The 20,609-nt window shown below is 74.1% G+C and carries 16 protein-coding genes; 3 read left to right on the forward strand and 13 right to left on the reverse strand.

Annotation, left to right across the window (positions count from 1 at the left end; translation table 11 throughout):
- Window positions 1–32: 32 nt before the first annotated feature.
- Both AC230_RS17135 and AC230_RS17140 read right to left on the reverse strand, forming a co-directional pair.
- Complete coding sequence (locus AC230_RS17135; RefSeq protein ID WP_049717138.1) at window positions 33–902, reverse strand: ABC transporter permease; 870 nt, start codon at window positions 900–902, stop codon at window positions 33–35.
- Window positions 892–1,740, reverse strand: coding sequence for an ABC transporter ATP-binding protein (locus tag AC230_RS17140; protein WP_049717139.1), 849 nt, complete (start codon window positions 1,738–1,740; stop codon window positions 892–894). The genes AC230_RS17135 and AC230_RS17140 overlap by 11 nt, the downstream gene beginning before the upstream one ends.
- Window positions 1,741–2,019: 279 nt before the next feature.
- On the opposite strand from AC230_RS17140, the gene AC230_RS17145 reads away from it, so the two are divergent.
- Both AC230_RS17145 and AC230_RS17150 read left to right on the forward strand, forming a co-directional pair.
- On the forward strand, window positions 2,020–3,681 hold the full coding sequence (locus tag AC230_RS17145) for a sensor histidine kinase (RefSeq protein ID WP_049717140.1): 1,662 nt from the start codon (window positions 2,020–2,022) through the stop codon (window positions 3,679–3,681).
- Entirely contained in the window at window positions 3,678–4,355 is a 678-nt protein-coding gene (locus tag AC230_RS17150; protein WP_049717141.1) for a response regulator, read from the forward strand. The genes AC230_RS17145 and AC230_RS17150 overlap by 4 nt, the downstream gene beginning before the upstream one ends.
- Window positions 4,356–4,365: 10 nt before the next feature.
- On the opposite strand, the gene AC230_RS17155 is transcribed toward AC230_RS17150, so the two are convergent.
- The 4 genes from AC230_RS17155 to AC230_RS17170 all read right to left on the reverse strand — a co-directional run bounded on the left by AC230_RS17155 (window position 4,366) and on the right by AC230_RS17170 (window position 9,232).
- A complete protein-coding gene (locus AC230_RS17155; protein WP_049717142.1) occupies window positions 4,366–5,178 on the reverse strand; it encodes a response regulator transcription factor in 813 nt (270 codons plus the stop codon).
- Between the two features lie 73 nt (window positions 5,179–5,251).
- A complete protein-coding gene (locus tag AC230_RS17160; RefSeq protein ID WP_049717209.1) occupies window positions 5,252–6,415 on the reverse strand; it encodes a sensor histidine kinase in 1,164 nt (387 codons plus the stop codon).
- Between the two features lie 28 nt (window positions 6,416–6,443).
- The gene (locus AC230_RS17165; RefSeq protein ID WP_049717143.1) at window positions 6,444–6,932 is read right to left on the reverse strand and encodes a hypothetical protein; all 489 of its coding nucleotides are present in this window, start codon (window positions 6,930–6,932) and stop codon (window positions 6,444–6,446) included.
- Between the two features lie 179 nt (window positions 6,933–7,111).
- A complete protein-coding gene (locus AC230_RS17170) occupies window positions 7,112–9,232 on the reverse strand; it encodes a DNA gyrase/topoisomerase IV subunit B (RefSeq protein ID WP_049717144.1) in 2,121 nt (706 codons plus the stop codon).
- Between the two features lie 432 nt (window positions 9,233–9,664).
- Here AC230_RS17170 and AC230_RS17175 point away from each other — a divergent pair, with 432 nt between their 5' ends.
- Window positions 9,665–9,895, forward strand: coding sequence for a DUF7455 domain-containing protein (locus AC230_RS17175; RefSeq protein WP_004949045.1), 231 nt, complete (start codon window positions 9,665–9,667; stop codon window positions 9,893–9,895).
- 139 nt (window positions 9,896–10,034) lie between these two features.
- On the opposite strand, the gene AC230_RS17180 is transcribed toward AC230_RS17175, so the two are convergent.
- From AC230_RS17180 to AC230_RS17210, 7 genes are all read right to left on the reverse strand, one after another.
- A complete protein-coding gene (locus AC230_RS17180; protein WP_049717145.1) occupies window positions 10,035–10,907 on the reverse strand; it encodes a S1 family serine peptidase in 873 nt (290 codons plus the stop codon).
- Between the two features lie 134 nt (window positions 10,908–11,041).
- Complete coding sequence (locus AC230_RS17185; RefSeq protein WP_078871338.1) at window positions 11,042–12,604, reverse strand: RNA polymerase sigma factor; 1,563 nt, start codon at window positions 12,602–12,604, stop codon at window positions 11,042–11,044.
- Window positions 12,605–12,987: 383 nt separating this feature from the next.
- Window positions 12,988–13,926 (reverse strand): FadR/GntR family transcriptional regulator, encoded by a 939-nt coding sequence (locus AC230_RS17190; RefSeq protein ID WP_078871329.1) that lies wholly within the window; start codon window positions 13,924–13,926, stop codon window positions 12,988–12,990.
- A gap of 254 nt (window positions 13,927–14,180) precedes the next feature.
- The gene (locus AC230_RS17195) at window positions 14,181–15,947 is read right to left on the reverse strand and encodes an ABC transporter ATP-binding protein (RefSeq protein ID WP_049717148.1); all 1,767 of its coding nucleotides are present in this window, start codon (window positions 15,945–15,947) and stop codon (window positions 14,181–14,183) included.
- 153 nt (window positions 15,948–16,100) lie between these two features.
- Window positions 16,101–16,844, reverse strand: coding sequence for an NUDIX hydrolase (locus AC230_RS17200; protein ID WP_049717149.1), 744 nt, complete (start codon window positions 16,842–16,844; stop codon window positions 16,101–16,103).
- A 97-nt stretch (window positions 16,845–16,941) separates the two neighbouring features.
- Window positions 16,942–18,981, reverse strand: a complete 2,040-nt coding sequence (locus tag AC230_RS17205) for a glycogen debranching N-terminal domain-containing protein (protein ID WP_078871330.1) — start codon at window positions 18,979–18,981, stop codon at window positions 16,942–16,944.
- A gap of 139 nt (window positions 18,982–19,120) precedes the next feature.
- Window positions 19,121–20,476, reverse strand: a complete 1,356-nt coding sequence (locus AC230_RS17210) for a DUF4192 domain-containing protein (RefSeq protein WP_049717150.1) — start codon at window positions 20,474–20,476, stop codon at window positions 19,121–19,123.
- Window positions 20,477–20,609: the final 133 nt, after the last annotated feature.

Here is a 20,609-nt window from a genome sequence, read left to right on the forward strand (position 1 = left end):
GCGTACGAAGTGCGGCGTGGGCGTACGAGGCGTCAGCGCCCCCCGTCCCGGCTCTGCGGCTTCCACCGGAACAACCGTTTCTCCACGAAGGTCAGCAACCCCTCGGCGAGCAGGGCGACGGTGGCGAGGATCACCATCGCCGCGAAGACCCCGGCGGTGTTGAAGGTGCCCTGGGAGGCGGAGACCAGCAGGCCGATGCCCTTCGAGGCGCCGATGTACTCGCCGACGATGGCGCCGATGAGGGCGAAGCCGAAGCTGATGTGCAGGCTGGTGAAGATCCACGAGGTGGCGGACGGGACGACCACCTGGAGCATGACGCGCCGCCGGCCGGCGCCGAGGATGCGGGCGTTGGCGACCAGGTCGCGGTCCACCTCGCGCGCCCCCTGGAAGGCGTTGAAGAACACCGGGAAGAAGACGAGCACCACCGCGGAGGCGACCTTGGAGGCCGGGCCCAGCCCGAACCAGATGAGGAAGATCGGGGCCAGGACGATCCGCGGCAGCGCGTTGAGCACCTTGATGAACGGGCCAAGGACGTCGGCCAGGAACGGCACCCGGCCCAGCGCGATGCCGAGCACGACACCGGCCGCCACACCGGTCCCCCAGCCGAGGAGGGCCTCCTGAAGGGTGACCCATATCTGCTCGCCCAGCGAACCCTGCGGCGTGCCGTGGGCGGTCCACTGCCAGACCTGGTCCCAGATCTCCGACGGCATGGAGAAGGTGAACGGATCAATCGCCTCGGCCCGCGCGAGCGCCTCCCACGCGGCCAGCAGCGCGGCGAGCAGCAGCACCCGGGTCAGCAGGACGAGGATCCGGCGGTTGCGGGCGGCGCGCGCCCGGGCGACGCCCCGGTCGCCGACGGGCCGCTCCGCCGCCACGGGCAGGCTCACGGACTCAGGCGGCACGGCCGGCCCCCCTCTCCCTCGTGATGCGCACCTCTTCGCCGAGCGACGCCCAGATCTCCCGGTAGATCTCGACGAACCGCGGCTCCAGGCGCACCGATTCGACCTTGCGGGGCCGCGGGAGCGGGACGGGGAAGACCTCTTTGACGGTGGCCGGTCCCGCGGTCATGACCACGACCTTGTCGGCCAGGGCGATGGCCTCCTCCAGGTCGTGGGTGACGAAGACGACGGAGGCGCGGGAGGCGCGGCCGCCGGTGCCGGATCCGCCCCACAGGTGGAGGAGTTCATCGGACATCAGTGCCCGGGTCTGCACGTCGAGCGCCGAGAAGGGCTCGTCCATGAGCAGGATCTCCGGGTCGTTCACCAAGGTCTGGGCGAGGGCGACCCGCTTGCGCTGGCCGCCGGAGAGCTGGTGGGGATACCGGCCCTCGAAGGCCGTGAGCCCGACCCGGCGGAGCCAGTCCCGGGCCCGGTCCCGGGCCTCGGTCTTCGGCACACCCCGGAAGCGCGGCCCGGCCATGACGTTGGACAGGACCGTGCGCCACGGGAAGACCGCGTCCTGCTGGAAGACGAAACCTACCTGCGGGGGGATGCCCGCGACGGGCCGGCCGCCGACCAGCACCTCGCCCTCGGTGGGCTCCTCCAGGCCGCTGACCAGGGTCAGCGTCGTGGACTTGCCGCACCCGGTCGGGCCCACCACGGCCACGAACTCGCCCTGCTCCACGGTGAGGTCGAGCGCGCGGACGGCCGTGTGCCCCGCTCCCGACGGCGTGCGGAACACCTTGGTCGCACCGCGCAGTTCGATGGCCGGGGCACCACCCGGTGGATCTCCGATGGTCATCCGTCCGCCTCCGCTCGCCTCCGCCGCCGCTCGGCCCCGCGATCATGTGCGGGGCGCCGTGCGGAGGTTAGGAGCGGGCCGTGAACGGCGGGCAGCCTTGTGAGCGCTGTGCGGGTTGAGCGCACGAACCCTGTTCTGCTCGTTCTGCTCACGCTAGAACAGGGGGCGGGACACCGGAGGCCGGCGGACGACACGGGACGCGCGGCGACCGGACCTGCCCCCAGGCTTCCCCCAACTCGGCGCTCCGGCAGGGGTGCACGTGACACGGAAGGGACACGCATGCGCCCCCGGTGGTGGCCCCGCCGCGTCTTCACCCAGGTCCTGTCGGCGCAGTTGCTGATGGTCACGGGGGTCGCCGTGCTCACCGCCGGCCTCGCCCTGGCGCCGTTCGCCGCCCGCCTGGACGACCAGGCGACGCACCGGGCGCTGGCCATCGCCCAGACGACCGCCGCACAGCCCGGCCTCGTGCGCGACCTCCAGTCCGCCCGCCCCCTGCCCGACGGGCCCGTCCAGGCGGGCGCCGAGCGCATCCGCCGCGCCACCGGGGCACGTTACGTGGTGGTGCTCGACACCCGGGGGATCCGCTACTCCCACACCGACCCGGCGCGCATCGGCCGGCGCGTCAGCACCGACCCCGGCCCGGCCCTGGCGGGGCACGAGTGGACGGGCATCGAGGAGGGGACGCTCGGGCGTTCGGCCCGGGGCAAGGTGCCGTTGCGCGACGCCCGGGGCAAGGTCGTCGGCGCCGTGTCCGTCGGGATCTCCTACGCCGGTGTCCGCGCCCTGCTGCTGCGCTCCGTGCCCGGCGTCCTGCTGTGCGCCGGCGCGGCGCTGGCCGTGGGCGCCCTGGCCTCCGTCGCGGTCTCCTGGCGGCTGCGCGCCCGCACCCGCGGCGTCGAACTCGCCGAGATCCCCTCCCTGCTGGCGGAGCGGGAGGCGGTCCTGCACGGCCTCGGGGAGGGCGTCGTCGCCCTCGACCGGCACGGGCGCGTCCGGCTCGTCAACGACGCGGCCCGGCGGCTGCTCGGCCTCGGGCCGGACGCGGCCGGGCGCCCGCTCGACGCCGTGCTGCCGCCCGGCCGGACCGCCGACGTCCTGGCGGGACGGGTGACGGGGACGGACCTGCCGGCGGTGCGGGGCGACCGCGTCCTGGTCGTCAACCGCCGCGAGACGGCGGACGGCGGGGCGGTGGCGACCCTGCGCGACCGGACCGAGGCCGAGCACCTCGGGCGCGAGCTGGACGGCACCCGCGGCCTCACCGAGGCGCTGCGCGCCCAGGGACACGAGCACGCCAACCGGATGCACACCCTGGCCGGACTGCTCGAACTGGGCCGTTACGAGGAGGCGTCGGCCTTCCTGACGGAGACGACCGGACTGACGGACGCGGCCCTCGAACGCCCGCTCACCGCCGACCGGGTGGCCGAGCAGGTGCACGATCCACTGGTGGGCGCGCTGCTGGTGGGCAAGGGCACCGTCGCCGCCGGACGCGGCGTGGCACTGCGGCTGAGCCACGGCAGCCACCTGCCGGACGGGGTGGCGCAGCCGCGCGACCTGGTCACGGTCCTGGGCAATCTGGTCGACAACGCCCTGGACGCGGCGGCGAACGCCGACGGGTCCGCGGGAAAGCGGGGCGCGGGGCGACCGCCCGTGGAACCGTGGGTCGAGGTCGACCTGCGGACGACGGGATCCACCGTTGTCCTGCGGGTCTCCGACAACGGGCCGGGCGTTCCGGTGGAGGCGAGGGAGCTGGTCTTCACCGACGGATGGACCACCAAGGAACCCGTCCCCCACCGCCGCCGGGGCCTCGGCCTCTCGCTCGTCCACCGGCTGGCCGAGCGGTACGGCGGCATGGCACGGGTCGGCGAACGAGACGGCGGCGGGGCGGTGTTCACGGTGGAACTCCCGGAGGCGCTGCTCCTGCCCGAAGGAGTGCACCGATGATCGAAGTCCTCGTCGTGGACGACGACTTCCGCGTTGCCGAGATCAACGCGGCCTATGTACGCCGGATTCCGGGCTTCCGGGTGAGAGCCACGGTCCACAACGCGGCCCAGGCCATGGCCGTGCTGGACCGCGAACCCGTCGACCTGCTGCTGCTCGACCACTATCTGCCGGACGAGACGGGACTCTCGCTCGTCCGCCGCATCCGCCAGCGCGGCCACGGGACGGACGTCATCATGGTGACCGCGGCCCGCGACATCGCGACCGTCCGCACGGCGATGCGCTACGGCGCCCTGCAGTACCTCGTCAAACCCTTCTCCTTTCCCGGCCTGCGCGTGAAGCTGGAGGCGTACGCCCAGTTGCGGCGCACCCTGGAGGGCACGGAGGAGGCGGAGCAGGACCAAGTGGACCGGATCTTCGGCGCGTTGCGCACCGCCGCCACCGTCCCTCCCCTGCCCAAGGGGCACTCCGCCCCGACCGCCGAGCTGATCCGCCGGGTGCTCTCCGACGCCGCCCGCCCGCTCTCCGCCCACGAGGTGGCCGCCCGCTCCGGGCTGAGCCGCTCCACCGCCCAGCGCTACCTCAAGCGCCTGGAGGAGTCCGGCCGGCTCAGCCTCACCCTGCGCTACGGGGAGACGGGCCGCCCCGAGCACCGCTACGCCTGGTCCGGCCGGTGACCGGGCCGCCTCAGCCGCGGGGCGGGCCCGGGGGCGGGGCGATCCCGTGGCGGAAGGCGTAGCGGACGGCCTGCGCCCGGTCCCGCACACCGGACTTGGCGAAGAGGTTGTTGATATGCGTCTTCACCGTCGCCGTGCTCACATGGAGCCGGCGGGCGATCTCCGCGTTCGACAGCCCCTCGGCGACCAGCCCGAGCACCTCCGCCTCACGGGCCGTCAGCCCGTCGGGCAGGGCCCCGGCCACCCTCCGCCCGTCCCCCGCCCACCCGCTGGCCGTGGCCTCCCCCGCCCCGGCGTCCGGCCCGGGCGCGGCACCGCTTCCGGGGACGGCATGGCCCCCGCCCGGCCGCCAGGCGTCCCCGGGAGGCCGCTCCGCGGCGGACAGCCGCTCCAGCAGCCGCCGTTGGATCCGCGGCGACAGCCCCGCCTCCCCCGACCTGACGTCCTCGATGGCCCGGACGATCTCCTCCCCTCCGGCGTCCTTGGTGAGATAGCCCCGCGCACCGGCCCGCAGCGCGGGGAAGAGCGAGTCGTCGTCGTTGAAGGTGGTGAGCACCACCACCTGGGTCGCGGGAAACCGGGCGCGGATGCGCCGGGTGGCCTCCACCCCGTCGCAGCGCGGCATGCGCAGGTCCATCAGCACCACGTCCGGGGAGTGCTCCTCGACGAGCCGCAGCGCCTCCAGCCCGTCCGCCGCCGACCCGACCACCTCGATGCCGGGCAATAGGCCCAACAGCATCACAATGCCCTCGCGCACGACCGTCTGGTCGTCGACGACCAGCACCCGGGCGGCCCCGGGCCCCGGCCCGCTCTCCTCGTTCACACCGCTCCCGCCTCGCCCGTCACAGAACCCGGCGCCACAACCAGTCTCCGTCCGCAAACCCCGTACCGCACCGTCACGCCGGCACCCTCAGCCGCACCACGAACCCCTCCCGCTCCGGCCCGGCCGGCCCCGCCTCCAGGGTGCCGCCCAGCAGTTCGGCGCGCTCCCGCATGCCGAGCAGACCGTACCCGGCACCGGAGGCCGCCAGACCCTGGTTCTGCCCACGCGCTCCCCCGTCATGAACCGACAGCTCCACCTCCCCGTCCAGATAGGAGAATTCCATCTCCACCCAGGCCCCCGGCGCGTGTTTGCGCACATTGGTGAGCGCCTCCCGCGCCACCCTGCGCACGGCCAGCCCGGCCTCCGCCGGCAACCGCCGTGCCTGGCCCGTCACTTCGAGCCGGGCCCCCTCCGACGCCGCGATCTCCCGGAGGAACTCCTCCGGCTGCGTCATCTCCCCCCGCAGGGCCGACAGCGCCTGCCGCGTCTCGGCCAGCCCCTCACGGGCCATCCCCCGCGCCGCCGTGACCCGTTCGAGAATCCGCTGCCGCTCGGCCCCGCTCTCGATGAGCAGCCGGGCCGCCTCCAGGTGGACCAACTGGGCGGAGAGGCTGTGCGCCAGGACGTCATGGATCTCCCGGGCGATCCTGGCCCGTTCGGCCAGGGCAGCCGACTCCGCCTCGGCCCGGCGCGCCAGCCGCTCCTGGGCCAGCAGCCGGTACCCCGCCCCCCGGGCCTCCTCGTCCAGCCGCAGCGAATACCCGATGAGGAGCACCAGTCCCACCGCCCCGGCGGTGCCCAGCGGCGTCTCCCGGCTCGTCAGGACATACGCCGCTATGGCCACACCCGCGACACCGAGCCCCGGTCCGAGGGGAAGCCGCTCCACCGCGATGACGGCGGCGACGCACCACAGCCCGGTGGCGGTGACGCTCGTCCCCGCCCACTCCGCGACACCTCCCGTCGCGATCAGCACCGCCAGCAGGCCGATCGACGGCCACAGCCGCTGCTGGAGGGTGGTGCCGAAACACCGCCAGACCGCGAGGGAGCAGACCGCCAGGCCGACGGCCGGCACCGCGTAGCCCCAGCCGTGCAGCGCGTTCTCGTGGACGATGCCCGTGACGAAGACCGCGAGCAGGACCACCCGCACGACCCAGGTCAGCGCCCGGCGGCGACGCGGGACCCCCACCCCGGACAGCGCCTCCCGGGGCGGCCATCCGGTCCAGTTCTCGATGGGCACGTACCACTCCTCCGCCGGGGCGCAGGCCTCATCCACCGGCAACGACACCGTACGACGGAACCCCACGCCCGGCCCGGTGCAGAACGACCGCCGAGCGGGCCAGCAGCATGGCGGCGACCGTCAGCATGGCTCCCGCAGCGCCCTGGTGGACACCGATCAGCAGGCCGATCCCCATCAGGCCCAGGCGCAGCACCATCCCTCCGGCCCAGACGGCCCCCGTCGCCTTCGTGCCCCGGGCCCATATCGCCCCGGAGTCGTCGGTCCATATGCGGGTCGTCCACGCCCAGGCGGCGCCCGTGGCGATGCCGAGGAGAACGCCGGCCGTCAGCAGGCCCACGGACGCGACCCGGTGCCCGGCGTCCACCAGCCCCGGCTCGCGGAGGGCGACGAAGGTCAGTACCGCCGGGACGACCCACCACCGGCGGGAGCCCGAGGCCACCTTCTGCGGCTTCATCTGGCGGACGACCAGCAGCGCCACCAGGGCGACGATCGCCGGCACGGTGAGCGGACCGGACATGGGAGACCTCCGTGGAGCGCGGACACGACGGTCGCACGCGGTCCGGCCCTCACCGGACGCCGCGGAACGACACACCCGACGCTACGGACCGCTCCGGCGCCACGGATCGGAGTACGGGTGGACCCCGGGTGGAGATCGTTCCCCGGCCCGGGGCCCCTTCTCCACCCGGGGGTGGAGGCTCAGGCGTCGATGCGCGAGCGGTCCAGCGTGGCGGCCGAGTTGGTGATGAACTCCTTGCGCGGCGCCACCTCGTTGCCCATCAGCAGGTCGAAGGCGCGCTCGGCGGCCTCCAGGTCGCTGATGTTGATCCTGCGCAGCGTGCGGTGCCGCGGGTCCATCGTGGTCTCCGCGAGCTGGTCGGCGTCCATCTCGCCGAGCCCCTTGTAGCGCTGCACGGAGTCCTTGTAGCGGATGCCCTTGCGCTCCAGCTCCAGCAGGGTCTGCCGCAGTTCGTTGTCCGAGTAGGTGTAGATGTACTTGTCCTGGCCCTTCCTGGGCTGGATCAGCTCCACCCGGTGCAGCGGCGGAACCGCCGAGAACACCCGTCCCTGCTCCACCATCGGCCTCATGTAGCGCTGGAAGAGCGTCAGCAGCAGACAGCGGATGTGGGCACCGTCCACATCGGCGTCCGCGAGGAAGATGACCTTCCCGTAGCGTGCGGCGTCGATGTCGAAGGTCCGGCCCGACCCGGCCCCTATCACCTGGATGATCGCGCCGCACTCGGCGTTCTTGAGCATGTCCGAGACGGACGACTTCTGGACGTTGAGGATCTTGCCGCGGATGGGCAGGAGTGCCTGGAACTCGGAGTTCCGCGCCAGCTTGGCCGTGCCCAGCGCCGAGTCGCCCTCGACGATGAACAGCTCGCTGCGGTCCACGTCGTCGCTGCGGCAGTCGGCGAGCTTGGCCGGCAGCGAGGAGGACTCCAGCGCGGTCTTGCGGCGCTGGGCCTCCTTGTGCTGGCGCGCGGCGATGCGGGTGCGGGCGGCCGCGACGACCTTCTCCAGCACGGCCCGGGCCTGCTGCTTGGCGTCGCGCTTGGTCGAGGTCAGGAACGCCTTGAGCTCCTTGGCGACCACGTTGGCCACGATCCGGGAGGCGGCCGACGTGCCCAGGACCTCCTTGGTCTGCCCCTCGAACTGGGGCTCCGCCAGGCGCACCGTCACCACCGCGGTGAGCCCCTCCATGGCGTCGTCCTTGACCACGTCGTCCTCGGCGACCCGCAGCAGCTTGGACGAGCGCAGCACCTCGTTGACGGTCCGGGTGACCGCCCGCTCGAAACCGGCCACGTGGGTGCCGCCCTTGGGGGTGGCGATGATGTTGACGAAGGACTTGACCGTGGTGTCGTAGCCGGTGCCCCAGCGCAGCGCCACGTCCACGCCGAGCTCCCGGGTGACCTCGGTGGGCGTCATGTGCCCGCGGTCGTCCAGCACCGGGACGGTCTCCTTGAACGTGCCCTGGCCGCTCAGCCGCAGCACGTCGCAGACGGCCTTGTCCTGCGCGAGGAACTCGCAGAACTCGCTGATGCCGCCGTCGTAGCGGAAGACCTCCTCGCTGACGCCGGTGCCGTCGAGGTCCCGCTCGTCGCGGACCACGATCGTCAGGCCCGGCACCAGGAAGGCGGTCTGCCGGGCGCGGCCGTGCAGCGTCTCCAGGGAGAGCTTGGCGTCCTTGAGGAAGATCTGCCGGTCCGCCCAGTAGCGGACCCGGGTGCCCGTGCGGGTCTTGGGCACCTTCTTGCCCTTGAGGAGCCCGTTGGCCGGGTCGAAGGGGGCGTCCGGGCCGGACTCCGTGAAGATGCCGGGCACGCCGCGGCGGAAGCTGATCGTGTGGGTCCTGCTGTTGCGGTCCACCTCGACGTCCAGCCGGGCGGAGAGCGCGTTGACGACGGAGGCGCCGACGCCGTGCAGACCGCCGGACGCGGCGTAGGAGCCGCCGCCGAACTTGCCTCCCGCGTGCAGCTTGGTCATGACGACCTCGACGCCGGACAGGCCGGTCTTGGGCTCGACGTCCACCGGGATGCCCCGGCCGTTGTCGCGGACCTCGACGGAGCCGTCGTCGTGGAGGATCACCTCGATGCGGTCGCAGTAGCCGCCGAGCGCCTCGTCGACCGAGTTGTCGATGATCTCCCAGAGGCAGTGCATCAGGCCACGGCTGTCCGTGGAACCGATGTACATGCCCGGACGCTTGCGGACGGCCTCGAGCCCCTCGAGGACGAGCAGGTGCCGCGCGGTGTAGTTGGATCCGTCCCGGTCTGCCCCGGTCAGCAATGCAGTGGACGGCACGGACGTCTCGGCGGTCACGCGGTTCGCTCCTCGCTGAATTTCTTCTGGCCCACCTCGGGGCGCTGTGGCTGGCTCGGTCGCCGTTCAGAGGGTACCGAGGCCCGGTAGAGCCTTTGTGCCGCCACCCGCGGCACCGGCCATGCTAGTCGAGTATCGAACGCAGGTTCGATGACTCGATGGGGTGACGTGCACATCACGTTCCCTTGGAGGCATGAACCATTTAGGCTCCGGGCACGTCCTCAAGAACAACCCGGCAAGCCGGCCGGGAGGACGGAAACCCCTAGCGATGTGAAACCGTAAACCCAAGCGATACGGCTCATTCGCCGCCAAAGGTCAAGATCCGGCTCACTCGGAAGGAAGTTTCGAGGAAAAGCCACGAGCGGGAACGTTTTCGGCCTGGTTGGATGTTGACCCTGGTACGACAGCTCGTCGAGCTAGAGAAGAGGCGACGTGACTACTGTTCTGACCCCCGCGAGCCCGCTGACGGCCGCTGACCGCTGCGACCGGTGCGGCGCTCAGGCCTACCTGCGCGTCGTTCTCCTGAGCGGCGGCGAACTGCTGTTCTGCGCCCACCACGGGCGCAAGTTCGAGCCGGAGCTCAAGAAGATCGCCGCGGAGATACAGGACGAGACGGAGCGACTGACGGCCGTCCCGGCCTCCGCGTCCGACGAGGACCGCTGAGTCCGCTCCGCGGACTGCCGGATCCCCCGGCGGAACGCCGACACATCGCACCCACGACGAGCGTGTCCCGGCCCCCTGCGGCCGGGCGGCGACGGGCGGCCCCCACGGGGGAGGCCGCCCGTCGTCGTGCGTTCCTCCCTCACGACGGCACCGCGGGCCGACCCGTCTGAGGCGGCCCCTGCCCGCCCGTCGGCCGTCCGTCCGCACTGTGCGCCGTGACCATCCTGGAAACGGCGGAGATGCGCGTATAGACCCCCGGACGCCCCGGCTGGGCGCAGCCGCTCCCCCACGAGACGATCCCGACCAGCCGCCCTCCCGCCACGAGGGGGCCTCCGCTGTCGCCCTGGCAGGCGTCCCTGCCGCCCTCCGGCCAGCCGGCGCAGAGCATGGAGGCGCGGTTGAAGGCACCCTCCACCCCGCCCGGATAGGCCTGCTCGCAGAGTTCGTCCGCCAGCACCAGCACCGGGGAGCCGTGCAGCGTCTCGGAGTAGGCGCCGTTGCCCACCGTGTCGCCCCAGCCGTAGACGACGGCCGGGGTGTTCGCCCCGTAGACCGTCTCGCCGCGTTGCGCCATCCCGATCACATGGGTGGCGGGGAGCGGCTGCGCCAGCGTGACGACGCCGATGTCCCCCGCGTTCGTCATGACGTTGAACCCGGGATTGGCCCAGGCCTCCTGGACGGGCACCTCCGTCCCCTCCGCGCCGCGCAGGTCGTCACGCCCCACGAGCACCCGCAGGTCCTTGGCCTCGCGGGGATCGGTGCCCAGCACCTCGCGGGTGAGGCAGTGGGCCGCGGTGACCACGGTCCTGGGCCCCACCACGACGCCGCCGCAGAACTGGCCGGACCGCGTCGAGCCGAACCGCTCGCGGCTCGCCAGGGCCACCACCCAGGGCACGTCCGAGGTCCTGACCGGTTGTCCCCCCACGACCACCCGTCCGTCCGCGGACGTGGCGCCCGGCAGCACGAGCAGCAGGGCGAGCGCGACGGCCAGCGACCGGCCCACGGCACGCATACGACCTCCTGACGCGAGGGAGTCCCTTGCACACCCAGAGTCAACCCCGCCGGCCGTCCCCGCATCCGGAAACGACGGGGCCCGGCCCCTCCGAAGAGGGAACCGGGCCCCGCCATGTCGCCGTGTGCCGCTGCTCAGTCCAGGTAGTCGCGCAGGACCTGCGAGCGCGACGGGTGCCGCAGCTTGGACATGGTCTTCGACTCGATCTGGCGGATGCGCTCACGCGTCACCCCGTAGACCTTGCCGATCTCGTCCAGCGTCTTGGGCTGGCCGTCGGTCAGGCCGAAGCGCATGGAGACCACGCCGGCCTCGCGCTCGCTCAGGGTGTCCAGGACGGAGTGCAGCTGCTCCTGGAGCAGGGTGAAGCTGACCGCGTCGGCCGGGACGACGGCCTCGGAGTCCTCGATGAGGTCACCGAACTCGCTGTCGCCGTCCTCGCCCAGCGGGGTGTGCAGGGAGATCGGCTCACGGCCGTACTTCTGGACCTCGATGACCTTCTCGGGGGTCATGTCGAGCTCCTTGGCCAGCTCCTCCGGGGTGGGCTCGCGGCCCAGGTCCTGGAGCATCTGGCGCTGCACGCGGGCGAGCTTGTTGATGACCTCGACCATGTGCACCGGGATACGGATGGTGCGGGCCTGGTCGGCCATCGCGCGGGTGATGGCCTGGCGGATCCACCACGTCGCGTACGTGGAGAACTTGTAGCCCTTGGTGTAGTCGAACTTCTCGACGGCGCGGATCAGACCGAGGTTGCCCTCCTGGATGAGGTCCAGGAAGAGCATGCCGCGGCCGGTGTAGCGCTTGGCCAGCGAGACGACCAGACGGAGGTTGGCCTCCAGCAGGTGGTTCTTGGCGCGGCGCCCGTCCTCGGCGATGATCTCCAGCTCGCGCTTGAGCTTGGGCGCGAGCTTGTCGGCGTTGGCCAGCTTGTCCTCGGCGAAGAGACCGGCCTCGATGCGCTTGGCGAGCTCCACCTCCTGCTCGGCGTTGAGGAGGGGGACCTTGCCGATCTGCTTGAGGTAGTCCTTGACCGGGTCGGCGGTGGCACCGGCCACGGCGACCTGCTGCGCGGGCGCGTCGTCCTCGTCCTCGTCGGACAGGACGAAGCCCTTGCTCTCGCCGGTCTCCTCCTCCTCGTCGCCCTTGCCCGGGAGCGGGGTCTCCTCGACCAGCTCGTCCTCGAGCAGTTCGTCGGCGTCCTTCTTGGCGGTGGCCTTCTTGGCCGTCGCCTTCTTGGCGGTGGCCTTCTTGGCCGCCGTCTTCTTCGCGGCCGTCTTCTTGGCGGCGGCCTTCTTGACGGGTGCCACGGCCTCGTCGCCCGCCTCGTCCCCGTAACCGCCCGCCGCGGAGGCGGCGGAGGAGGTGGCCGTGGCGGCCGCCTGCCGGGACGTCACCGTCTTGGAGGAGACGGCCTTGGTGGCGGTGCGCTTCGCCGGGCTCTTCGCTGCGACGCTCTTGCGGGTGCGCTTGGGCGCCTCTGCCGCGCTGACCATCAGCGTCACACCCTCCTCGTCGAGGACCTGGTTGAGGCTGCGCAGGACGTTCTTCCACTGGGTTGGCGGAATCTGGTCAGCCTCGAAGGCCCGACGCACGTCGTCGCCGGCGATCTGCCCCTCGGCCTTTCCCTGCTCGATGAGCGCCATCAGAGACTCGGATTCGGCGATCTCCGGCGGGAGCGTACGGGATGTGCTGGCCGACACGAACAACCTCTCGGAACGATGGAAACGGCTTCCGGCTCCGTCCGCTGCGGACCGGAGCCGACGACCGCCGGCAAGGATGACCGACGGCGCGGGTGCTGGTGCGGTGCAACACAGCGCCTCGAACGAGGCTCGTATTCCCTCCGCGGCCACCACCTCTTTAGTCATCGCACTGCCTCAAGGAGCGTTACGCCCAATCCCCGTGGCCCGAGTCACACCACATAGAGGTTGAAAGTCCATGGAACCGGGCAGATCGCTACACCTCCGTGCAGCCCGCCCCAAGATCCACGACGCGATGGCCGTCCGCACGGCCGCCGCGGCCGTACGCGCGGGGCGGACGAGCAGTCCCGCGCGTACCTCCCTGTCCGTACGGCCCCGCTCCGCGGTCAGTGCTCGCGCGGTGCGGGCACCACGCGCTCGACCTCCGGGTGGGAGACGAGGAGTTGACGCATGGCCGACTCGGCGGCCGCGGCGTCGCCGGCGCCGACGGCGTCGACGATCCGCAGGTGGTGCCCCACCCCGGCGTCGGTCGGACGGTCGCAGCCGCCGGCGGACGCCCCCGAGACGTGCAGGGCGGCGGAGACGATGCCCGAGAGGTGCTCCAGCATGCGGTTGCCGGCGACCTGGAGGAGCAGGGTGTGGAACTCGGCGTCCGCGCGGGAGAAGGTGAGCGAGTCGCCCTGCGCCAGGGCGTGTCCCATGATCTCCGCCATGTCGGCGAGCCGCTGCTGGACGTCCTCGCGGCCGTGACCCGCGGCCAGCCGGGCGGCCAGCGGCTCGATGATCCACCGCAGCTCGCACAGCTCCCGGCGCTGGTCGTCCCGCTGGGGGCCGAAGGCCCGCCACTCGATGATGTCCGGGTCGAGGAGGTTCCAGTCGCTGACGGGACGGACGCGGGTGCCGACGTTGGGACGGGCGCTGACCAGGCCCTTGGCCTCGAGGACGCGCAGCGACTCGCGGACGACGGTGCGGGAGACTTCGAAGCGCTGCCCGATCTCCTCCGGGACGAGCGGGCGGTCGGCGCCCAGGTCACCGGAGACGATCATCTGCCCCAGCTGCTGTACGAGCTGGCCGTGCAGCCCCCGGCCGCGGCTGCCGGCCGCCCGGCGCCCGGCGCGCCCCAGCTCCGCGTCGCCGTCCCAGGCGTGCGCGGAGCCGCGGTCGGCCCCTGGGGGCTCTGCGTAGGAGTATCGGTCGAGCTCGCCCGGGCCCGTCAGTCCGGAGTCGGCGGGGCGAGCCGCGGTCATCATGGTGTGCGCAAGGGTACTCACGCTTCCTTTGTCGGCGACGGGCCGACGGGCCTTGAGGTCTTTGGTGAAAAGCACACGAAAGGGTGATCGCCCATTACCTCACAATTGACGCCCAAACGGACACAATTGGGCACGCTGCGGAGTTGAGCGAGTACACAGAGCTACGGCCACGGCCTTCGGAGGCGGACCGTCAACAGGCTGCCCCCGGGCATATCCCCGGCTCATGACGACCATCTTTCCCTCTCGGCCGACGAACGGATTGTCACTCTGCGTCGGCGCCGCCTCCGGGCGGCGCGCCGGAACGGCCCCTCGTCCGCATTAGCACAGCCTCAGCGCGGCCGCCCCCTCAGCAGCGTGAGGACGTAGGCGGTGAGCAGCCCGGTGAGCGACAGGACCAGCGCCCATCCGACGGGCTGGGCGATCACCCGCAGCGCCGTCGAGAGCCCCTCGTCGATACCGTCCGGCCACTGGAGCAGGGCCGTGGAGCGCAGCCGCTCGGGAAGACCGGCCAGGGAGCGGGCCGCGGGCCGGGCGAGGACCGCGCTCACCATCGGCACCACCAGCGCCGGCACCACGAGGACCGCCGCAACCCCCAGGAGCGTCGATCGGAACAGGCCCGCCGCGAGCAGTCCGGCCCAGGCGCAGCCGAGTGTGAGCGCGGCCCAGCCGACGAGAGCGGTGCCCCAGGCGTCCGGGAGGACGGTCACCGTGCCGCCGAAGAGCAGCCGCACCGCTCCGGCGTCCAGGGCGACCGAGGCGAAGGCCAGCAGCAGGGCGGCGAGGGCCGTGACGGCGAGCTTGCCGCCGAGCAGGGCCAGGCGGCGCGGCACGCTGCCGACGTCGGGGGCCAGCGCGGGGTAGCGGAACTCCTGGCCGAAGGCGAGCGCCCCGAGCACTCCCGCGCCGAGGGCGGCGGGCGGCAGCGGCAGCGGGGCGGGCCAGCCGGCGAGGAGGCTGAGGTCCGGCGCGCCCGCGCGGGCCAGGAGCACGGAGGCCGCCAGGGAGAGCAGGAGCGCGGTGGCCGCCACCAGCCAGCCCGTCCGCACGCCGGTGGCGCGGCGCAGTTCGTAGCGGAGGGGCCAGACCGGGCCCGGGGCGGGGAGGGGCGGCTGGATGCGGGCGGGCGGGCCGGGGGGCGTCCGCCCCTCGCCGGCCTCGGGGTCGCCGTCGGCCGGACGGCGGCCGTCGGCGCGCTGCAGCGGGGGCAGGGGGGCGGTGTCGGTCTCCTCGGTGAGCCGGTGCACCAGGATGCCGTGGCGGTGGGCGATCTCGCCGACCACGGCGCAGCTGCGGCCGTAGACGGACAGCGTGCTGCCTCCGTCGTGGACGACCTCCACGGGAGGGGTGTCGGGGGACGGCTCGGCGGCCTCGGACTCGGCGGTGATGACGTGGGCGAGCCTGGCGGCCGACGGGGACTGGACGGCGACCTTGGGCCGCAGCCGGGCCCGGGCGAAGACGGTGGCCTCCTGGTCGGCCACCAGGCGGCCGCGGTGGATGGTGACGACCTGGTCGCCCAGGCGCGCCGCCTCCCCGGGGGAGGAGGAGGTGACGAGGACGGCGCCGCCCTGGTCCGCGTAGCCGCGCAGGAGGCCGTGCAGCCAGGAGGTCTCCCGGGGGGACAGGCCGTCGGCCGGCTCGTCGAGCACGAGGGTGTGGGGGTCGCCGAGCAGGGCCGCGGCCAGGCCGAGGCGCCGGTCCATGCCGTGGGAGAAGTCGCCGATGCGCTGGTCGGCGATGCCGCTGAGGCCGACGACCTCCAGGACCTCGTCCGCGCGCCGGGGCGGGACGCCGGCGGCCGCCCCGAGCATCCGCAGGTGGCCGCGGGCGGTGCGGGCGGGGTGACCGGGGACGTCACCGAGCAGGACGCCGACCTCGCGGACCGGGTGGGCGACGCGGTCGAGGCTGCGGCCGCGGAAGAGCGCGATGCCGCGGCCGGGGTCGAGGCGCAGCATGAGGCGCAGGGCGCTGGTCTTGCCGGCCCCCGATTCGCCGAGGAGGACGGTGACGCGCCCCGGCAGGGCCTCGAAGGTGAGGTCGTCGACGGCGGGGGGTCGGTTGCGACGGGGGACGCTGGTCAGTCCGATGGCCTGGATCATGACTTCCCTCGCGGGGACGGCGTCCCGCGCGGGCGTCGTGGGTGCGCGGGAACGTGGGACGTTCCGCAGCACGGTAACCCGATATGTCCTATTTGCTGCGGAACGCGGCGCGTGTCCGGAGGGGCGTGTCCCGGCTCCCGGGGATTACCCGCGCTATGCCTCGGGGCGCAGCATGGGCGGGTTCAGCAGGGTGGCGCCGCCGGCGCGGAAGAGCTGTGCCGGGCGGCCGCCCTGGCGCGTGGTGGTGCCGCCGGTGGGCACGAGGAAGCCCGGGGTGCCGGTGACCTTGCGGTGGAAGTTGCGCGGGTCGAGCGCCACGCCCCAGACCGCCTCGTAGACCCGGCGCAGCTCCCCGACGGTGAACTCCTGGGGACAGAAGGCGGTGGCCAGCGAGGAGTACTCGATCTTGGAGCGGGCGCGCTCGACTCCGTCGGCGAGGATGCGGGCGTGGTCGAAGGCGAGCGGGGCGGCCTCGACGCCGTCCTGGCCCAGCAGGTCCTCCACGGGGGCCCAGCGCACGCTGTGCGCGTCGCCGCCCGCCCGCGGGGCGGGCAGGTCCGGCGCGAGCGCGAGGTGGGCCACGCTGACCACGCGCATGCGGGGGTCGCGCCGGGGGTCGCCGTAGGTGGCGAGCTGTTCCAGGTGCGCGGCGTTGGCGGGGGCCGGGCAGGCCGGGTCGTTGACGTGCAGCCCGGTCTCCTCGGCCAGCTCGCGGGCGGCGGCCGTCGCCAGGTCCTCGTCGCCCCGGACGAATCCGCCCGGCAGCGCCCACCTGCCCTGGAAGGGCGGCTCACCGCGGCGGACGGCCAGGGCGCACAGGGCGTGGCGGCGTACGGTGAGCACGACCAGGTCGACGGTGACGGCGAAGGGCGGGAAGGCCGACGGGTCGTAGGGCATGACGCGATCATAGTCGTCTGCCTGACGATAATCAGGTTCTTGTCCAACGGCGGCCGCGACCGGCGACGGGCCTCCCGGGTGGCCGCTGGGCATGCGGTCACACCCCCAGCTGGAGGCCGTCGGCGGCCTCCTCGACCATGCCGAGGCCGAGCCTGCTGATCCGTACGGCGAACGGCCGCCCGGCCACGCTGAGCCCCGTGAACCGCAGGGCGCCGAGCGGCGCCGAGCCGGGCGGGCGGACGGTCACCCCGCCGGACGGGACGTCGGGCCGCACACCGGCGAAGGCGGTCAGCAGCTGGACGACGCCCGCGGCGGCCACCGCGGCCGGCCGGCAGGCCGCCGGGTGCGGCAGCGGCGCGCTGCCCGCGGTGCGCTGCTCCCCCGCGTACATCTCGGGGAGCCGGTGGCCGAAGGTCTCGGCGGCGTCGAGCACGCCGCGCGCCAGCCCGCCCGCCTCCCGCTCGAACCCGGCGGCCGCGAGCCCCGCCACGGCCACGGCCGTCTCGTGGACGCGCACGGCTCCGCCGCGGTGCCCGAGGGGGTTGTGGCCGGGCTCCTTGGTGCCGAGGCCGCGCAGGCCCCAGCCGGAGTCGAGGGACGGGCTGCCCAGGAGGCGGGCCAGCTGCTCGGTGCGCACGCGGTCCAGCAGCCCGGGGGCGAAGGTGCCGCCGGCGGTGAGGCCGGTGTCGAGGAGGTGGGCGGCGGCACAGCCCAGGTGGGGCACCGGCCGCCCGTCGGGGGTGACGGCCGCCGCCGGCCGGCCGCCGCCGCGGTCGTCGACCCAGAAGTCCTCGCGGAAGCGGCGCCGGAGGTCGGCGGCCCACTCCCGCCACTCCCGGGCGCCGGGACGGCCGTGCGCCTCCAGCAGGTCGGCGCCGAGCAGGGCCGCCCGGTGGGCGTGGGCCTGTACTTCACAGCGGTACGGCCCGCCGGGGTGGGGGTCGGCGAGGTATCCGCCCTCGCCGGCCGCCGCGCGCAGCCAGGCCAGGCAGCGCTCCGCGGCCGGGAGCAGCGGCTCCAGCTCCTGGCCGGGCAGCCCCCAGCGCCAGGCCTCGGCGAGCACGGCCGGGAACAGGAGCGTCGCCTCGACGCCGGTGCACCCCGGGGGCAGGTGGGCGCCGGCGTGCCGCAGCGCCCCGGGGATGCGGCCCCGGTCGGGGCCGGGGCCCGGGAGCTGGGTGCGCGCCAGGGTGCGCAGCGTCCCCGCGGCGAGGCGCGTGCCGAGGGGCAGGGTCATCCGGGCCGCCCACAGGGCCTCGGCGGGGGCCAGGTGACCGCAGCGCCAGGGGACGCCGGCGGCGAGGTGGGCGTCGCCCGGGATCTGCCGGTCGCGGACGAGGAGGGCGCGCAGGTCGTCGAGGGTGGCGGCGAACAGGGCGGCGGTCCGGGGATCGTCGCCCTCCGCCTGGGCGTCCCCCCAGGGGGCGCCGCCGCGGGCGGCGGAGCCGGGGACGGGGAGCGGCCTGCCGGGGGTCTCCGGCCGGACCCGGAGCTCGATGCTCCGTGCGCCGCCGGGCGGCAGCCGTATCTCCCAGCACAGCAGGCCCGCCGAGGCCAGGACGTCGTCGGGCGCGGGGTCGGCCGTCACCACCGCGTCCAGCCCGGGGGCCGACCAGCGCAGCCCGGAGGCGTGCACGGCGGCGGGGAGCTCGGGGGCCGCGGCGCCGGTGGCGACGGCGCCCAGCTCGGCCAGGTCCGTCCCGAGGGACACCTCGACGCCGAGCCTGGCCTCGCGGACGGCGGCGCTGCGCAGGGTGATGCGCTCGGTGCCCTCCGCGTCGCGGAGCCGCTCGACGGTGACGGCGGGGTCCGGGCCGTCGTCCGCGGCGGTGCGCACCGCGCCCACGAAGCGGGCCCGGCCCGCGTCCGTCAACCGGCCCTGGAGCGGCACCGGTTCGACTCCGTCCACCCTGATCAGGCACCGGGCCAGCAGGCGCCGCCCGTTCCGGTAGAAGCCGTCGAGGCCCTCGCCGGTGAGCTGCCCCCGCTCGCCGGAGATCGCGAGGGCGGGCAGGGCGACGCAGATCAGCGCCGCGTGCACCGGCTGCGGGCCCGGGGGCCGGGCGGAGCCGGCGGGCCGCTGCCGGGGCGCTGCCGGGCGGGGGACGGACGGTGTGTGGGTGGCGGTGCCTTGCACGGGTCTGCGCTCCCTGTGGAGGTCACGGGCCGGGACGGCGGACGTGGGCGGACGGCGGACGGCGACGGCCGCGGACGAGGCCACTCAGGTGAACGGCACGGGCGCCGCCGAGGTCACGGGGGTCCGGACGTGTCCCGGGTCACCTTCGGTCGCGGGCCGCGCGCCGTCCCGGCTGGCGGCGGGCGCGCGGCTTCCCCTCCGGCCCGCCCGTGGCCGGGCCGGAGCCGTCGGTGTCGCCGCGCGGCCTGCGACGCGGTGGCCGGGAGGCGGCCGTCCGGTGCGGCCCGTCCGCCGTGGCGGGGCCGTCGTCCCCGGCGGCGCCGGCCGCTTCCAGGACGGCCCGGTCCGCCCGTTCCCGCCGCAGGCACTCGCGCAGGGCCTCCGGGTCGAGGCCCTCGTTGCAGGCGTGGTGCAGGAGTTGGGCGAAGAGGTAGTCGGGGTCGGCGGTCAGCGCCCGGCCGAGGGTGATCTTGGCTTCCGCGTGCTCGCCGCCGGCCCAGGCGATCCAGCCCGCCAGGGTCAGGGGCGCGGCGGCGTGCTCCGTGTAGGGCGGCACGCAGCGGCGGGCGAGGGCGCGCCACAGCCGCAGGGTGGCGGGCAGCCGTGGGCCCTCCATCCACTCGGCGGCGCGGTCGCGGGCGACGCGGTCCTGGAGGCCGAGGACGATCGCCGCGGCCTCGTCGGCGGAGACCAGGCCGTCGTCCCGCGCGTCGGCCTCCGGGGGCGGGCCGGCGGGCGGGGTGTCGTCGAAGCGCCGCAGCACCAGCTCGGCCAGGGCCAGCGTCTCGTGCCGCACGGTCCCGCAGTCGGCGCCCAGCATGCGCGGGAGGAGCTCGGCCGCGGCGGCGTCCAGGGCGCACCGCTGTTCCTCGGCCGCCCGTCCGGTGAGCGGGGCGAGGCGGGCCTCGACCTCGCGCAGTGATCCGCAGACCCGCATCCCGGCGTAGGCGGCGGCCGCCGCCATGACCGAGGTGCCGGGCGTGGTCAGGGGGGTGCCGTCGGGCGGGCAGCAGCGGGGGTCGGGGCAGCAGTACGACCAGAAGCGGCCGCCGGACAGGCACAGCGCCTCGAACACCGGCACGTCGAGGGCGCCGCAGGCGATTCTCAGGCGCTGGGCGAGCGGCCGCAGCCGCTCCATGACGGCCTGGCCCGTCTCCCCCTCCGCCGGGTCCTGGCAGAGGTAGAGGACGATCCCGTCGGGGGTGGTGCCGCGCTTCGTGCTCGCCGTGACGAGGGTGCGGGCGAGCTGGTCGGAGACGAAGGGCCATTCCCTGGCGTCCGCCGGGATGCCGAGCCTGAGCCGGCCGCCGAAGCGCCTGCGCTCGCCGTGGAGCGCCATCATGACGATGCTGTCGTCGGGGTGGAAGCCGAGCAAGTACGGGAGCGCGTCGGCCAGTTCGGCCGGGGTGCGCAGGGTGACGTGGGTCTCCGCGGGCGGTTCCCAGGCGGAGGACGGCGGGGACGGGGGACCGGCTGGTTCGTTGTGGTGGGCCATGGCCCGAGCGTCCCGCAGGTCCGCCTGAACCCACCAGCCCTGTGGATATCGCGGATATTGTCGTACGAATCCCTGTGGACAAGGCTGCCGCGCGACCGCCCTCCCACGGCCTCGTTCGCGCGTTGTCAGTGGC

Source organism: Streptomyces caatingaensis (assembly GCF_001187435.1).
GTDB classification, from domain to species: Bacteria; Actinomycetota; Actinomycetes; order Streptomycetales; family Streptomycetaceae; genus Streptomyces; species Streptomyces caatingaensis.

Coding starts and splice junctions, on each gene's coding strand:
- AC230_RS17200 (WP_049717149.1), bottom strand. CDS start 16,844: ATGCCCTACGACCCGTCGGCCTTCCCGCCCTTCGCCGTCACCGTCGAC.
- AC230_RS17180 (WP_049717145.1), bottom strand. CDS start 10,907: ATGCGTGCCGTGGGCCGGTCGCTGGCCGTCGCGCTCGCCCTGCTGCTC.
- AC230_RS17150 (WP_049717141.1), top strand. CDS start 3,678: ATGATCGAAGTCCTCGTCGTGGACGACGACTTCCGCGTTGCCGAGATC.
- AC230_RS17195 (WP_049717148.1), bottom strand. CDS start 15,947: ATGATCCAGGCCATCGGACTGACCAGCGTCCCCCGTCGCAACCGACCC.
- AC230_RS17165 (WP_049717143.1), bottom strand. CDS start 6,932: ATGTCCGGTCCGCTCACCGTGCCGGCGATCGTCGCCCTGGTGGCGCTG.
- AC230_RS17140 (WP_049717139.1), bottom strand. CDS start 1,740: ATGACCATCGGAGATCCACCGGGTGGTGCCCCGGCCATCGAACTGCGC.
- AC230_RS17145 (WP_049717140.1), top strand. CDS start 2,020: ATGCGCCCCCGGTGGTGGCCCCGCCGCGTCTTCACCCAGGTCCTGTCG.
- AC230_RS17210 (WP_049717150.1), bottom strand. CDS start 20,476: ATGGCCCACCACAACGAACCAGCCGGTCCCCCGTCCCCGCCGTCCTCC.